Origin of the sequence: Microcystis sp. M_OC_Ca_00000000_C217Col (genome assembly GCF_007095585.1) — a bacterium.
GTDB lineage: Bacteria > Cyanobacteriota > Cyanobacteriia > Cyanobacteriales > Microcystaceae > Microcystis > Microcystis panniformis.
Window position 1 is genome coordinate 26,632 of sequence record NZ_SFBV01000050.1, and the last position, 15,868, is coordinate 42,499.

Annotated in this window: 15 protein-coding genes; 9 read left to right on the top strand and 6 right to left on the bottom strand. The window is 44.2% G+C overall.

All coding sequences use genetic code 11. From position 1 onward, the window contains the following. Positions 1-66: 66 nt before the first annotated feature. From EWV66_RS03040 to rpmH, 3 genes are read right to left on the bottom strand one after another with little or no spacing between them, the layout of a single operon-like run. Positions 67-462, bottom strand: coding sequence for a PH domain-containing protein (locus EWV66_RS03040; protein WP_002738951.1), 396 nt, complete (start codon positions 460-462; stop codon positions 67-69). Next, positions 452-814 (bottom strand): ribonuclease P protein component, encoded by a 363-nt coding sequence (gene rnpA / locus EWV66_RS03045; RefSeq protein WP_185237375.1) that lies wholly within the window; start codon positions 812-814, stop codon positions 452-454. Before rnpA ends, EWV66_RS03040 begins: the two co-directional genes overlap by 11 nt. A 26-nt stretch (positions 815-840) precedes the next feature. Beyond that, on the bottom strand, positions 841-978 hold the full coding sequence (gene rpmH, locus EWV66_RS03050) for a 50S ribosomal protein L34 (protein ID WP_002739276.1): 138 nt from the start codon (positions 976-978) through the stop codon (positions 841-843). A gap of 90 nt (positions 979-1,068) precedes the next feature. Here rpmH and EWV66_RS03055 point away from each other — a divergent pair, with 90 nt between their 5' ends. After that, positions 1,069-3,033, top strand: a complete 1,965-nt coding sequence (locus EWV66_RS03055; RefSeq protein WP_287108515.1) for an amylo-alpha-1,6-glucosidase — start codon at positions 1,069-1,071, stop codon at positions 3,031-3,033. Positions 3,034-3,123: 90 nt separating this feature from the next. Continuing rightward, the gene (locus tag EWV66_RS03060; RefSeq protein ID WP_287108516.1) at positions 3,124-3,765 is read left to right on the top strand and encodes an HAD-IA family hydrolase; all 642 of its coding nucleotides are present in this window, start codon (positions 3,124-3,126) and stop codon (positions 3,763-3,765) included. A 109-nt stretch (positions 3,766-3,874) separates the two neighbouring features. Here EWV66_RS03060 and grpE read toward each other — a convergent pair whose 3' ends face one another. Next, complete coding sequence (grpE, locus tag EWV66_RS03065) at positions 3,875-4,597, bottom strand: nucleotide exchange factor GrpE (RefSeq protein WP_287108517.1); 723 nt, start codon at positions 4,595-4,597, stop codon at positions 3,875-3,877. 240 nt (positions 4,598-4,837) lie between these two features. Here grpE and EWV66_RS03070 point away from each other — a divergent pair, with 240 nt between their 5' ends. Together EWV66_RS03070 and EWV66_RS03075 are read left to right on the top strand one after the other, a co-directional pair. After that, complete coding sequence (locus EWV66_RS03070) at positions 4,838-6,853, top strand: GspE/PulE family protein (protein WP_052275795.1); 2,016 nt, start codon at positions 4,838-4,840, stop codon at positions 6,851-6,853. 138 nt (positions 6,854-6,991) lie between these two features. Continuing rightward, positions 6,992-8,092 (top strand): type IV pilus twitching motility protein PilT, encoded by a 1,101-nt coding sequence (locus EWV66_RS03075; protein ID WP_052275796.1) that lies wholly within the window; start codon positions 6,992-6,994, stop codon positions 8,090-8,092. Between the two features lie 13 nt (positions 8,093-8,105). Here the strand turns inward: EWV66_RS03075 and EWV66_RS24315 are convergent, their stop codons facing one another. Then, positions 8,106-8,261, bottom strand: a complete 156-nt coding sequence (locus EWV66_RS24315) for a hypothetical protein (protein WP_502705677.1) — start codon at positions 8,259-8,261, stop codon at positions 8,106-8,108. Here EWV66_RS24315 and EWV66_RS03085 point away from each other — a divergent pair. Both EWV66_RS03085 and EWV66_RS03090 read left to right on the top strand, forming a co-directional pair. Further along, positions 8,241-9,455, top strand: coding sequence for a type II secretion system F family protein (locus EWV66_RS03085; protein ID WP_185237755.1), 1,215 nt, complete (start codon positions 8,241-8,243; stop codon positions 9,453-9,455). The genes EWV66_RS24315 and EWV66_RS03085 overlap by 21 nt on opposite strands. Positions 9,456-9,551: 96 nt before the next feature. Then, complete coding sequence (locus tag EWV66_RS03090; protein WP_052275797.1) at positions 9,552-10,088, top strand: hypothetical protein; 537 nt, start codon at positions 9,552-9,554, stop codon at positions 10,086-10,088. Positions 10,089-10,324: 236 nt separating this feature from the next. On the opposite strand, the gene EWV66_RS03095 is transcribed toward EWV66_RS03090, so the two are convergent. Next, entirely contained in the window at positions 10,325-12,895 is a 2,571-nt protein-coding gene (locus tag EWV66_RS03095) for a TIGR03960 family B12-binding radical SAM protein (RefSeq protein ID WP_287108520.1), read from the bottom strand. Here EWV66_RS03095 and EWV66_RS03100 point away from each other — a divergent pair. The 3 genes from EWV66_RS03100 (at position 12,867) to EWV66_RS03110 (ending at position 15,574) form a co-directional block, all read left to right on the top strand. Continuing rightward, positions 12,867-13,178 (top strand): hypothetical protein, encoded by a 312-nt coding sequence (locus EWV66_RS03100; RefSeq protein WP_287108521.1) that lies wholly within the window; start codon positions 12,867-12,869, stop codon positions 13,176-13,178. The two genes, EWV66_RS03095 and EWV66_RS03100, sit on opposite strands and share 29 nt — an antisense overlap. A 232-nt stretch (positions 13,179-13,410) precedes the next feature. Next, positions 13,411-14,193 (top strand): ABC transporter ATP-binding protein, encoded by a 783-nt coding sequence (locus EWV66_RS03105; RefSeq protein ID WP_287108523.1) that lies wholly within the window; start codon positions 13,411-13,413, stop codon positions 14,191-14,193. Positions 14,194-14,239: 46 nt separating this feature from the next. Next, positions 14,240-15,574 (top strand): MlaD family protein, encoded by a 1,335-nt coding sequence (locus tag EWV66_RS03110; RefSeq protein WP_052275800.1) that lies wholly within the window; start codon positions 14,240-14,242, stop codon positions 15,572-15,574. The last annotated feature ends 294 nt before the right edge of the window (positions 15,575-15,868 follow it).

The window sequence follows — 15,868 nt, forward strand, 5'->3', positions numbered from 1 at the left end:
CTCGTTTAATAGGGGTTCACTTTGACAAATCTAATTTATCGAATCTCGGCGATCGATTATTTTGTTTTATTGACTGATGATCGATTCTAGGGGACGACCGGTTTTATCGGCGACTCTTTCGGCAATGTAGTCATGAATTTCCCGGAATTTCGGCATCGCGCGCATTTCTAAACGACTTCTATCCTTGAGAGTTACGACAATATCCCCCCAAAGACCAATTCCTCTCGGCATTTTTGCCACTTTTGCCACTTCTGAATAGATAATATCTGTGCGATCGCGTCCCATCCACCCCCCGGTGATTGAAATCCGCCGATCGGTTATCTTATATCTTAACCAGATTGCCCGCACCACTGCCCCAACGGTTAAAGGTAAACAAATCACTGTGAATCCTAGCAGTATATTGATGATTAGGTCGCCGATGTGCGGACCGCCTTCATAAAAAGTTTCTTCTTTAATGCCCATGAATTATATTCGCCTTCACTAACAACTGCTTTAATTCTCGCAAAAAATGTTCATAATTGCACTCGATCGCCTCGGGACGGATAATGATTATCCCTCGCCATCCTGTCGCTATTTCTGGCAATAACTCCCGAATTACCGCTCGTATTTGCCTTTTTAGTCGATTACGAACCACCGCTTTTTTACTAACTTTCTTGCTAATCGAGATACCAAAACGACTCGGTTCGGGGGTATCTGGGCAAGAATCCTCTAAACTAATTAAGGTTAAGTGGGAACCGTGATAACGCCTCCCTTTTCCATAGACAGCTTGAAAATCCTGTCGATGTTTTAAGCGATGAACTTGGGGTAATCCCACGAAAATTAGTCGGTTCCCAGAATAACCTAAACACTTAAACGATAGCGCCCTCTTTTCCGACGAGCTTTAATTACTTTGCGTCCGTTGACGCTACGCATTCTCGCTCTAAATCCGGAAGTGCGCTTCTGTTTGCGCGTGGTTCCTTCTAAAGTACGTTTACTCACTGCCGATTTTCCTCCTTAAGATAGAGTTAGTCTATAGATATAAAGACACAATTTTTGATTATAACAAAATTACTAGGAATTGGGAAGCTCATGGTCAAGCTCCGTTTCGGTCGGGATATCTGTAATTGTCTCCCAGTGGCTGAAAAGCGTGAATGGTTGGTCACTAATGGTATTGGTGGTTTTGCTGCGGGAACCGTGGCCGGATTGCTGACTCGCTGTTATCATGGCCTCTTGATCGCTGCTTTGGCTCCACCGACCCAAAGAACGCTTCTTGTGACTAAAATCGATGAATCGGTACAATATAACCAGAAAATTTATCATCTGGCCAGCAATCGCTGGTTAGGTGCTACGATCGAACCGCAAGGCTATATTAATATCGAAAGTTTTCATCTGGAAGGGACAATTCCCGTCTGGACTTTTATCTGTGGGGATGCCTTACTAGAAAAGCGTATCTGGATGGAACAGGGAGAAAATACCACCTATACCCGCTATACCTACCTTCGCGGCAATTCTCCCCTAACCCTGAATCTCACTGCTTTTGTCAATTATCGTGATTTTCACGGCAATACCCAGGGTTTTAACTGGCAAATGGCTATTAGTCCCCTGGAAAAAGGAGTCAGAGTGATTGCCTATGACAATGCTGTACCTTTTTATCTATTAATCAGTCAGGGACAGGTTTTTCCCGCTCATATCTGGTATTATCGCTTTGATTTGGCCGTGGAACGTTATCGTGGTTTAATCGATCGAGAAAATCATCTCCATGCCGCCAGTTTTTCGGCTACTCTTAAAGTGGGAGAATCGGTGACAATTGCCGCTAGTACCCGTCCCGATCCCAGTTTAGACGGTCAATCTTCTCTAGAGTCTCGCTATCGCTACGAGAGTAGTCTGATTAATCCCCAGCAGCCACCATGGATTCAACAACTTACCCTCGCTGCCGACCAGTTTATCGTTAGTCGTCCTCTCCGGGATCAACCGGACGGCAAAACGATAATCGCAGGTTATCCTTGGTTTGGTGATTGGGGTCGCGATACGATGATCTCCCTGAGAGGGTTAACTTTGACTACAGGCCGACCTGCGATCGCCCGTCAGATTTTACTAACTTTTTCCCGTTATCTAGACCGGGGTTTATTGCCGAATTTGCTACCCGATGGCGGAGAAATCCCCGAATATAACGCTGTCGATGCTATTCTTTGGTATTTTGAAGCCATTCGTTGCTATTTTAACCAAAGCCAAGATATTGAGTTTCTCAGAACTATTTATCCCGCTTTAACGGAAGTGATCGCTTGGTTTCGTCGCGGCACTCGCTACAATATTCACCTAGATGACGATGGTTTGATCTATGCCGGCGAAGCGGGAGTACAATTGACTTGGATGGATGCCAAAGTTGATGATCGGGTGATTACTCCCCGCATCGGCAAACCCGTAGAAATTAATGCTCTTTGGTTCAATGCCCTAAAAATTATGGTTCAATTTGCCCATTATTTGGGCATAGATGCCACTGATTACGAAAAAATGAGAAAAATGACCTTACAAGGTTTTTCTCGCTTTTGGGACGATTCTCTGGGGTATTGTTATGATGTTTTGGATACGGACAAGGGTAATGATGCCAGTTTACGACCGAATCAACTTTTTGCCGTGTCCTTGTCGGTGGAGGAGTTATTAAATTCCCCACAGAAAAAGGCCATTGTCGATATTTGTGCTTTAAAATTGTTAACTTCTCGCGGTTTGCGATCGCTTGATGCCGATCATCCCGATTACCGTGGCGTTTACAGTGGCGATCGCTTAAAAAGAGATAGTGCCTACCATCAGGGAACAGTCTGGGGATGGTTATTAGGGGCATTTATCGAAGCCCATCTGAAAGTCTATCGCGATCCTATCCTAGCCGAGAGTTTTTTAACACCGATGATCGATCATCTTCGGGATAGCTGTATCGGTAATTTAAGTGAAATTTTCGATGGTAATGCCCCTTTTACCCCTAGGGGAGCTTTTGCCCAAGCATGGACAGTGGCAGAGGTATTAAGGGTTTGGCAAGTGATCCGAGAATTTCGGCCATAATCCTTTAAAATAAGCAATGGTTAGGTGTGTTAGTCCTCCCAAAGGACCGACCCTAAAAACCTCAGTTAGACCGTTAAAGACAAAACTCTCATGGAGAAACCGCAAGTTATTTTTCTCGATGCTGTGGGGACCCTTTTTGGGGTAAAAGGCAGTGTCGGAGCAATTTATAGCCAAATAGCGGCGGATTTTGGGGTAGAGGTGGTGTCCGAGAGTCTAGAACAATCTTTCTTGGCTATTTTCCCCAATTCTCCACCCCTAGCTTTTCCTGATGTTGAACCGGCACAAATTCCTCAGTTAGAGTACCGCTGGTGGCGATCGCTGACTGGGGCAGTTTTTAATAAATTAGGTTATCTGGAAAGATTTCCCGATTTTGAGGCTTTTTTTGGCGAACTTTATCATCATTTTGCCACGGCCGAGCCTTGGCTGCTGTACGAGGATGTCATTCCCGCTTTAAGACTCTGGCAGATTCAGGGGATCGAGTTGGGCATTATTTCTAATTTTGATAGTCGTATCTACCAAGTTTTGGCCGAATTAGGCTTAGAATATTTTTTTCGATCGATCACGATTTCTTCCCAGACAGGAGCAGCCAAACCCGATCCGGAAATTTTTCAAATCGCCCTACAAAAACATGATTGTCCCCCCGCACAAGCTTGGCATATTGGCGATAGTAAAAAAGAGGACTATCAAGGGGCAAAAGCCTTGGGTATAGAAGCGTTTTTAATTAAAAGATAAAAGCGAGAAAAAGTCTTTCAGTGGGGATGAGGGATAGGTGATCGGGAGGGAATACAGACCCTACTGGCTAATACCTAACCCTCAAACCAGTTTAATCCCCATCGGAATTTTAGACTGATTCCTGGGATGGAATGGAAGTGGATTCTGACGGATCAGCGTTAGGATCTGTCTCTTTGGGGGCAGCCACTTTTACCAAAGCATGACGCAAAACATCTTCTCCGAGAGTGTATCCTCGCACTAGCTGCTCGACTACCGTGCCTTCGGGATGTTCATCGGTGTACTCCCGCATCATCGCTTCGTGGTAGGTGGGATCAAAGGGTTGACCTTCCGGACGCATGGGGGAAACGCCTAAACGCTTGAGACTCTCTACTAAGATTTTATAGACTCCTTGGTAACTCTTGTGAATACCCATCTCGCCATCATTAGCCGGTTTAATTTGAGTACGAGCGCGCTCAAAATTATCCACCACGCCAAGAATTTCCATCAGGGTTTTGCCCTTGATTTTTGTTTCCAGTTCCTCTTTTTCCTTGGCTGTGCGTTTGCGAAAATTGTCGAACTCGGCCGCTAGAGTGATATAGCGTTTCTTATAGGCATCAACCTGTTGGGTTTGCTCCTCTAACTGCTGTTTGAGAGTATCAATTTCCTCTTGTAGAGTATCGATAGTCATTCCACCTAGAAAGGAAAATTCCTCGCTAGAGGCGGCCTGATCCGTCACAGTTTTGGCTTCATCGGTGACACTGGCTTCCGATTCGGTGGTCAGGGATTCGGGGGAATTAGGAAAGGATTCTTGGTTTTCGTCGAAAATTACTGAGGTATTTGGTTCTGCACTCATAGTAGACAATTTTATTGGGTAATTTGGCAATATATGACCATTTACTGCTAATTTTGGTCTTTAAGTACCAGCTAATAATCAAGGTTTAACCCTTAATGTAACATTTTGTGGACAAGATGCGTAACTGGATATAAGCGACCCCGATAGATAATCGGTGATCTGGAAAAATTTTTGCTAGAATGCAATTTTACCAGTAAAATTGGGAACATTTAAGGGTAGTGGAGAGGTTAAGAATCGTCTATGACATTTTCTTCCAAGAAAACCCGTGCCGTTGCCCTACGCAATTACTTTTCCCCTTTTGGTAACAAGTTGGTGCAGTCGGGATATATCGGTGCCGACCAAATGCAACAGGCCCTGGTGGAAACACGGAAATCGGGACGATCGCTAGTAGAAATATTACAACAACTAACTGGGCGCCCTTTGCCCCCGGATTTGCAGCGACAGTACAAGAAAAATCAGTTATTTGAATTAAAAATTCTCTACGGAGTCGAATCGATCGACCCCGAATTAAGCGATGTGGATGGACTGGAAATAGCCCGATTGATCGATTCTTTGATTCCGATCGATCTTTGTCGTCGCTATCGTCTCATCCCCCTGCGAAAGATCGAAGGAGAGCCGGCTGCGATTTTGATAGCCATGGTCGATCCCGACAACCTCGAGGCTTCCGACGATATTAATCGTATTCTCCGCCCCAGGGAGTTAGGTTTACAGCGTTTGGTGATTACTAGCGAAGATTATGAAAGATTACTGGAAAAATTCCACTCGGCTCAATCGGAATTAGAACAGGAAAAAGCCCGACTGCAAAAAGAAAAAGAACTAGAAAAACTCTCGGATCTCACTGGTATTGTCAGCAATATTGAGGTGGCCTCTGGTGCGGCTAACGATGAAGTGGCCGATGATCTCGGAGAAGGGGAAGCTAATCAAGCTCCCGTCATCAACCTCGTCAATAAAATTATAGCTAAAGCCCTACAGGAAGGGACTTCCGATATTCACATCGAACCCCAAGAAGAATTCCTGAAAATTCGCTTTCGCAAAGATGGAGTTCTTCATCAAGCTTTTGATCCACTGCCGAAAAGAATTACCCCGGCGGTGACAGCCCGTCTTAAAATCATGGCCGAGCTCGATATCGCCGAACGTCGTCTTCCCCAAGATGGTAAAATTCGGCGGATGTATCAAGGGCGGAAAGTGGATTTTCGGGTTAATACCCTGCCCAGTCGCTACGGGGAAAAAGTCTGTTTACGGATTCTCGATAACTCGGCTACCCAGTTGGGTTTAGATAAACTAATCACCGACCAAAAGACCCTGCAAATCGTCCGAGACATGGCCAGTCGTCCCTTTGGTCTGTTGCTGGTGACAGGCCCGACCGGTTCGGGGAAATCCACCACTTTATACTCGGTGTTAGCCGAAAGAAATCACCCCGGGGTCAATATTAGTACGGCCGAAGATCCGATCGAATATTCTCTACCGGGCATCACCCAGGTGCAGGTAATTCGCGAAAAAGGCATGGATTTCGCCTCGATTCTGCGGGCATTCATGCGACAAGACCCGGATGTGATTCTGGTGGGAGAAACTAGGGACAAGGAAACGGCCAAAACAGCGATCGAGGCGGCCTTAACTGGTCACTTGGTCCTAACTACCCTACACACCAACGATGCCGCAGGTGCGATCGCTCGTCTCGATGAGATGGGGGTTGAACCGTTTATGATTTCTGGTTCTCTCTTGGGAGTCTTGGCCCAGCGTCTCGTGCGGCGCGTCTGTAGCCAGTGTCGAGTCGCCTATCACCCCAGTCAAGAGGAATTAGCCCGTTTTGGTCTTTCCGCCGCCAATGAACGGGAAGTGACCTTTTATAAGGCTAATACCCTCACCCTTGAGGAAATTCAACAGGCGCGAAAACAGGGCAATCTCTGCCTTAAGTGTAGCGGCAGCGGTTATAAAGGTCGCATTGGTGTCTATGAGGTAATGCAGAATAGTGAACGACTACAGCAGTTAATTAACCAAGGGGCAACCACTGATCGCATTAAGGAGACGGCCGTCGATGAGGGCATGGTGACACTCCTAGCCTATAGTTTAAATCTGGTGCGCGAGGGTTACACCACCCTCGAAGAAGTGGAACGGGTGACATTTACCGATTCCGGTCTGGAAGCGGAACTAAAAGCCAAACGGAAAAGCGGTTTAATCTGTCGTGGTTGTCGCGCCGAACTACAACCAGAATGGCTCGATTGTCCCTATTGTATGACACCGCGATTTAGTGATTAAGACAGTTTTTCAGTTATCAGTTATGAGATTTGAGTTTTAAGTAAGGAGTATTAAGTGAGTAGTCTTAAATAGCACTTTCCCAATGTCTTTTCACTGGTTACTGTTCACTGATTTTACCTTAAAGATGGGGTTTAACTTATGGAATTAATGATCGAAGATTTAATGCAACAATTGGTCGAGATGGGCGGTTCTGATATGCACATTCAGTCTGGGGCGCCAGTCTATTTTCGCATTAGTGGCAAACTCGCCCCGATTAATGAAGAATCTTTAACCCCGCAAGATTGTCAGAAATTGATTTTTAGTATGCTCAATAATACTCAAAGAAAAGAGTTAGAGCAGAATTGGGAATTAGACTGTTCCTACGGGGTGAAAGGATTAGCAAGATTTAGGGTCAATGTTTATAAAGAAAGGGGGGCTTATGCAGCTTGTTTACGGGCTTTGTCCTCTAAAATTCCTAACTTTGAACAATTAAATTTACCTAGAGTAGTACGGGAGTTATCGGAAAGACCGCGGGGATTAATTCTCGTAACTGGCCAAACAGGTTCGGGTAAAACTACCACTTTAGCGGCAATTTTAGACTTAATTAATCGGACTAGGTCTGAACATATTTTAACTGTAGAAGACCCAATTGAATACGTTTTTACTAATATAAAAAGTCTGTTTCACCAACGACAAAAAGGAGAAGATACCAAGAGTTTTGCTAACGCTTTAAGAGCATCTTTACGGGAAGATCCTGATATTATCCTTGTGGGAGAAATGCGGGATTTAGAAACAATTAGTTTGGCAATCACGGCGGCAGAAACCGGTCACTTAGTCTTCGGAACCCTGCACACCAACTCAGCAGCGGGAACAGTGGATCGGATCATTGACGTTTTTCCAGCTAACCAACAGGCACAAATTCGCGCCATGTTATCCAATTCTTTACTAGCAGTTTTTAGTCAAAACCTAGTCAAGAAAAAAAATCCTAAACCGGGGGAATTTGGCCGGGCAATGGTACAGGAAATCCTGGTGGTAACTCCAGCGATCGCTAACCTAATTCGGGAAGGAAAAGCCCCCCAAATCTACTCAGCAATTCAAACGGGAATGAAGTTAGGAATGCAAACCATGGAACAGGGATTAGCTAATTTAGTTGTTAGGGGTGTTGTCTCTTTGGAAGAGGCCATTTCTAAAAGCGGTAAACCCGATGAATTACAACGTCTTATCGCCGGGGCCAGCACTAACGCTAAAGCCCGGATTTAATCCTAAATCCTGTTTAAAAGGTATAGGAGAGTGGGAAGTTTTTTGCTGTAAACAGTAAACAGTGAACTGATAACTGATAACTGATAACTGATAACTGATAACTGATAACTGATAACTGATAACTGATAACTGATAACTGATTTGTTCTATGCCTACTTTTGTCGCACAAGTTAAAAGCGGCTCTGGAAAAGTTTTCCAAGAGAAAGTTGAAGCTATGTCTCCCGAACAGGCCCGGACGATGCTGAAGGCGAAATATGCCGCCGTCGGTAAAGTCAAAAAAGTGGGGGGAGAGATCGATCTTTCCGGTTTACAGTTGATGTTTGCCAGCATTTCCATCAAAGATAAAGCGGTTTTTTCCCGTCAATTTTCGGTAATGATTAATGCTGGTGTGGCGATTGTGAGATGTTTGGGAGTTTTGGGGGATCAATGCGGTAATCCCAAGATGAAAAAAGCCCTACAAGCGATTAGTGCTGAGGTACAGCAAGGGAGTCCGTTATCGGAAGCGATGGCCAAACATCCCGAATGTTTTGATCAACTTTATGTCAGTATGATCGAAGCTGGAGAGACGGGGGGGGTACTCGATGAAGTGCTGAACCGTCTCTCGAAACTTTTGGAAGATATGGCCCGCTTGAAAAACCAGATTAAATCAGCGATGACTTATCCAGTAGCGGTGGGAATTTTGGCGGTAGTTGTGTTTTTCGGGATGACGATCTTTTTAATTCCCGTCTTTGCGAAAATTTTCACCGATTTAAAGGTGGAACTACCGGCTTTAACGCAATTTATGCTCTTTTTAAGTGGTGTGATGCGTAGTTGGTTGATTTTAATTCCGATTGTCACCATTGTTGCCACGGTTTTTTTACTGCGTCGCTATTACAAAACCCCGATGGGTCGTCTGCAAATTGACCATTTTTTCCTTAAAATGCCTCTTTTTGGTGATTTGAATGAAAAGTCGGCTGTGGCTAGATTTTGCCGGGTTTTTGGGACTCTGACGCGTTCTGGTGTCCCAATTTTAAGTTCCCTCGACATCGTTTGTAATACGGTGGGTAATCAGGTAATTGCCAATGCGATCGCTGGTGCCAAGGCGGAAATTCAGCAGGGGGGAATGATGAGTTTGGCCCTACAAAAAGCCAATGTTTTCCCAGCTTTGGCAATTCAAATGATTAGTATTGGGGAGGAAACGGGAGAATTAGATGCCATGATGATGAAAGTGGCGGATTTCTACGAAGATGAGGTGGAACAGGCCATTAAAGCTTTAACCAGTATCATTGAACCCTTGATGATGATTGGTGTTGCGGGGATGGTGGGAATTATTCTTTTGTCTATGTACTTGCCCATGTTTAAAATCTTCGATGCCTTGGGATAAGTTTAGAGGAGTCATTTCCGTTATCAGTTAGTCGTCGGTAGCTTGAAATCAGAAAAATTTTAATTTTCATCTCCCTTTATTTGATTAGGTGAATCTGTGTCTTACGAAACTTTATTAGCGGAATACAGCTGTCGTGAAGGGGCGATCGAATTATTGCGACAATATCGCCCCTATTTAGAGTTAATTCCTAGTCTGCGTCGTCCTGAAGAGAGTTTAATTACTATTCCCTTGCCCTTGGTCAGAATTCGTCCACCTTCTGGCCTTGAATCTAGAAAGACGGTACAATTAGCCTGTGATTTGGCTATTCTGATGTGTGATCCGGAATGGAAAATTAAATTAGGTTCAGAAATCCTGATTTTTATCCATCGTCCGGGGGAAGATTTCTCTGATTTGTTGAAACGCTGGCGCGAAACCCAAATCTGTTTAGATAAAGAATATGAATGGTTAATGCCCCCCAGAGAACAACATATGTTTAGTGAAGGTGCAGAAAAAATTCATCCTTTATTTGTGGTTTTTGATCAAACGGCCGAGAGAATAAAAAAGGGTTTAAGAGGGGCTTTTTTACCGATGGTTGTTCAAAATTATCGGCCAGCTTTGATTGATGATTCCTTAGAATTAGTCGATCAAGATTAGCTGACTCTCTTAAGTATCTAAGCACAATTAATTACACATCTAAGCCACTACTCCGTCAGAATTCTGCTGTGATCAGTAAACAGTGAACTGAAAACTCAAATCCGATCCCTAATAGCTGTCTCGGAGTCTCCCGTCTCGGAGTCTCCTGTCTCGGAGTCTCCTGTCTCGGAGTCTCGACTAGGAAATTAATTTTGCACGACTACTTAGTTTAGTATAAAGGGAACAGTTGACGATGGTTAAGCCCCTAAAATCAAGCGCTGACGATGAAAATTCAGCAGCGAAAGTTCTTGGCCAGAAACCCTTTCTAACATCTCGACGATATGATCGGGCTGCAGTAAAGTGCCATCATTGCGACAACTGCCCACATAGCACAAAACGGCTTGATTGTCAACAGTTTTTAACTCTAATTCATATAATTGTTCTCGCAGATTAATCGTGACTTTTTTGCCGGATTTGGTGGTTTTTTCCCGTTCCATCACCGTTGCTTGCTTAATTGCCTCGAGCCAATTTTGCCACTGTTGACAGTCAATTCCCTCGCTATTAAAAGTGAGCAAATACTCGGCTTTTTCTAACAAACGGGTGGCAGCAGGGGCATTTAAGGGAATTTCTTCCACCTGATAAACTGGTAAATCTGCGGGCAATTGTGCGCTTAATTGCTGTTTAAACCTCTCTAAATCCATCACTTTTGTCAATTCAAAATCGACAATCTCACCGCTACTGGTTGCTCCCAAGGATAAGGCATTTGCGATCGAAATGCGCGGACCGGGGTGAAATCCACCGGTAAAGGAAATGGGAATAGCAGCCCGACGGACGACGCGATCAAATAAACGCACCAGATCCAAGTGGCTAACTAGGGCTATTTCGCCAATTTTGCCAAACCAAACCCGAATTCTTTGGGCGCGTTCTTGATTGGGTTGAAAATGTCCGGCAAAAGCGGGAATCGGAGGCGCTTCAATAACGATATTATGGCCAAAATCGACGCTACAAACGCCACAATGGGAACAACCCTCAAAAGAACAATCGGGAACCGTTGCCGCGTCTAGGGCGCGTTTTAAGTCCTCCTCTAGCCATTTTTTATCGATACCGGTATCCAGATGATCCCAGGGCAAAGGACGCTCTAAAATATCTTTGTCTGTATCGGCAAAAATATTCCATTCTCCCTGTTCTACCTGACGATATTTCCAAGTTAAACCGGATTCTTTGATCGCCTGTGACCATGCTTGATAGGCTTTTTCCGTATTATCCCACCAAGCATCCATCCCGGCTCCCAATTGCCAAGCGCACAGCACCACTTTCCCTAAACTTCTGTCACCGCGACCGATAAAATCTTCCATGGCCGAGATGCGGACATCGGTATAATTGACTTTTACCCCTCTCATGCCTTGGAATTCCTGTCTTAATAACTCCTGTTTGCGGATAAATTCGGCCGTTGAGACGGAATGCCACTGGAAGGGGGTATGGGGTTTAGGGGTAAAATTCGAGATAGTTATGGTAAAATCGAGGGGTTTCCGCTTCGGTAAACGACATTCCCGACGCAACCAACGCACCGTTTCCGCAATACCGATGACATCCACATCGGTTTCCCCTGGCAAACCGATCATAAAATAGAGTTTGACCTTATCCCAACCCTGTTCGACGGCAGTTTTTATCCCTCTGAGTAGTTCTTCGTTGGTTAACCCTTTGTTAATCACATCGCGCATCCGTTGGGTTCCCGCTTCCGGTGCAAAGGTTAAACCCGATTGACGATTGCCCCCAATTATGTTAGCAATATTTTCGTCAAAGCGATCGACTCTTTGACTGGGTAACGATAGAGATATATTCTCATTCTGGAGACGGTTTTTAATCTCCATACCCACGGCAGGTAAAGCTAGATAATCGGAGCAACTGAGAGATAATAAGGAAAATTCATTATATCCCGTCGCTCGCATTCCTTTTTCAATCGATTCGATGACTGCTTCTGGTTGCACATCCCGCGCAGGACGGGTTAACATCCCCGGTTGACAAAAACGACATCCCCGAGTGCAACCGCGACGAATTTCCACCACCAGGCGATCGTGAACCGTTTCCACGAAGGGAACTAAACCGATAGAATAGGCTGGGATAGGAGTAGCTACCCGGCGTAAAATTCTTTTCGGTACATCGTCACGATTGGGGATAACTGCACCGATTGGGGTGACATCGTAGAAACGGGGGACATATACCCCCGGAATTTGGGCTAAATCTAGCAATAGTTCTTCTTTGCTTAGATTAGCTAGTTTACCTTCTTCTAAAATTAAACCGATTTCTGGCAATAATTCTTCGCCATCACCGAGGGCGATAAAATCAAAAAAGTCGGCGTAGGGTTCGGGGTTAGAGGTGGCAGTTTGTCCCCCGGCAAAAATTAGCGGATAGTTACCTGAGTCTCTTTCTCTCCAAGTCAAGGGAATTGCCGCTAGGTCGAGCATTTCTAAAATATTGGTGGCTCCTAGCTCGTAACTGAGACTAAAACCCAGAATATCAAAATCGGTGAGGCAACGACGGGATTCTAGGGCAAATAGGGGGGTTTTTGTCTGTTTGAGTTTTTGGGCTAAATCCGGTGCGGGTAGATAAGTGCGATCGCAAAGTTGGCGGGGTTGAGCATTGAGGATATTGTAGAGGATAATATGGCCGAGGTTAGATGCCCCCACTTCGTACACTTCCGGATAGGTTAACACCCAACGAACCACAGCACTTGCCCATTCTTTATGTTTAGCACCTAACTCGTTGCCCAAATAACGCGCCGGTCGAAAAATGTCGGGGGTGAGCAGTTGGTCTAAAGCAATAGTCACGGCAATCTACCTCAGATATCGTCAGCAATGGGTGCTTTTCTACTATAGCAGCCAGAATCGAGTCAGTTATCAGTTATCAGTTATCAGTTATCAGTTATCAGTTATCAGTTATCAGTTATCAGTTATCAGTTATCAGTTATCAGTCAGGGTGAGAGCATCTCAAAAGCTATTGACAATTGGCCAATTTTGTGATCCGCTTGCTGTGTGGGCATTTCAGGTGATACCAGTCAATCAGAATAGTTACGAAATCTTCACATTTGGTCGATTTTTGCTTAACAATTGAGATGGCCAATTCTCCTCAAATATGCCTGAATCGCTCTCTGGGTAAGCAACTCATATAAAGTTCATTTTGTCAAGGATTGTTAAGATGCGCTTACCCTGAGTTATCAGTTATCAGTTATCAGTTTTCAGTTCACTGATTACTGTTGACTGATTACTGTTTACTGTTCACTGAAAATACTTCCCACTTCCCCATCTCCCTAAAATTCCAGAGGTTATAAGATAATTAAGCGACGATGAAAGAACCGTTAATTGAATTGAGAGGAGTATCGAAAAGATTCGGGGATAACGTTATTCTCGAAGGTTTAGATTTAACCATTTATCGAGGGGAGGCCCTGGTAATTATCGGACCGTCGGGAACGGGAAAATCGACGGTTTTACGAGTAATTGCGGGATTAACGGGGATAAATGCGGGAGAAATTCGTATTAAAGGTCAATTGCGTCAGGGATTGCTAGAAGATGGTCGAGAAGCGATGCGAACTTCCTTGGTTTTTCAACAAACGGCCCTGTTTGATTCTCTCACCGTCGGGGAAAATGTCGGTTTTTATCTTTATGAACAAACTAAGTTAAAAAAAGCCAGAATTAGGGAATTAGTGGAAAAAAGCCTGGAAATGGTCGGTTTACAGGGAATTAGTGACCTTTATCCTTCGGAACTATCGGGGGGAATGCGTAAACGGGTGGCTTTTGCCCGCGCTATTATCACTAATCCCGATAATCAGGCCGATAATCCCGAATTATTGCTATATGATGAACCTACCGCGGGATTAGACCCGATAGCTTCCACAATTATCGAGGATCTAGTGCGGACTCTCCATGAAAAATCGGGGTCTGCGAACACTTATGTAATGGTTTCTCACCAACAAAGTACCATCCGACGCACCGCCGATCGAGTAGTATTTCTCTATCAGGGAAAAGTGCAATGGCAGGGATTAGTGGCAGATATCGATCGTACCGATCATCCCATGATTCGGCAATTTTTTAGTGCCAGCATTGAAGGTCCGATTAGGACAATCGTTTAAGCTAGATTAAGCTAAATTAAGAACTATCGAGAATGAGAGAAAAATCATGCAGAGTTCGCGAGCTTTACGGGAAGGAAGACTAGGTTTGTTTGCCCTAGGCGGATTATTGGTCTTTGGGGCGCTCGCTATCTGGGTTCGCGGGGGAGGATTTGGTCAAAGAACCTATCAATTAATCTTCGAGTTTGCTGACGTGGAAGGGTTACAAGTCGGGGCGCCGGTACGTTTTCGCGGGGTGAGAGTGGGAAGAATTACGAGTTTTATCCCGGGGAGTAATCAAGTGGAAGTTATTGCCGAGATTGCTTCTGCTACTTTAGTTATGCCTAGGAAGGTAACTGTTACTACCAATCTTTCTGGATTAATTGGGGAGGCAGCCATCGATATCACTCCCTTAGTTTCTTTAAGTGCTGAGGCCAAAAATCTCGACCCTCTGGGTCCCGACTGTGATCAAGAGTTAATTCTCTGTAATAATAGTCGTTTACAGGGGACAACAGGAACACAATTAATGTCTAGTGTTGGTCGTTTAGTGGATACTTTTACCAGTCCTGAATTTGTGGGTAATCTCAATGATGTCACCAAAAATACCGCTATAGCGGCCCAAAAAATCGCCCGTTTATCCGATGATACCTCCCAAACTATCCGTAATGCCCAAAGAGAAATTTCTCGTCTATCTTTGGAATTAGCCGCCACCAGTCGCTCGGTGACTAATACGGCTAATAATGCCTCGCGTTTTATCAATACTTTAGATAGTACGGTTCAGGAAAATCGCAGTCAAATCAGCAGAACTTTTCAACAATCTTCCCAATTAGTCGCTAATCTTAATGGTGTTCTCAGCGAAAATCGGGGACAAATTGTTAATACTCTCGATAATATTAATCAAGCTAGTTTAGGTATTGGTAGTCTCGCTAATAATCTCAATAATACCGCCCTGAGGTTGAATGCTGGTTTAGATGAAATTGATACTAAACAAGTCATGCAAAATATCGAGACGATTTTGAATAATGCGGTGGAAACATCGAATAATTTACGAGAAATTACTAAAACTATTAACGATCCTGCTACAATTGTCGTGTTGCAAAAAACTCTCGAATCTGCTCGGGTGACTTTTGAAAATACTCAAAAAATCACCTCCGATATTGATGATTTAATCGGTGATCCCCAATTTCGCGAGAATTTAAGACGTTTAATTGATGGCTTAAGTAATCTGCTTTCTTCTGGGGAACAATTAGAATATAATTTGCGTATCGCTCAAACTTTAGATACCATGACTCAAGAGTTAGCTAAACAAAAAGTTTTGACTATCTCTCGACCTTCTTTAAATCCTAAGCAAATGCAACTCTATCCCCAATTTATCGTTCAACAACCCCCCACCAGTGAAAAATGACAAAACAGCACAATTCAAGCTATTTGCAGTGAACAGTAATCAGTGAAATGAGGCTCTTCGTTACTTGTTATGGTTCGATAGGGGGGCATAAATCGACTAAATCCTTATCTGGCAAGAGACTTAATTGATTAGTTCGCTCTAGAGCAAAAACAATTGACAAAAATCGCCTCACATTTGATAACTGATAACTGATAAGTACCTAGGCAAAATTATTTACACATGACGATCATTGCCCCGTAAGGGTTTTAGCTCGATCGGGCAGGTAATTAATTTTGCATGACTACTTAACTGATA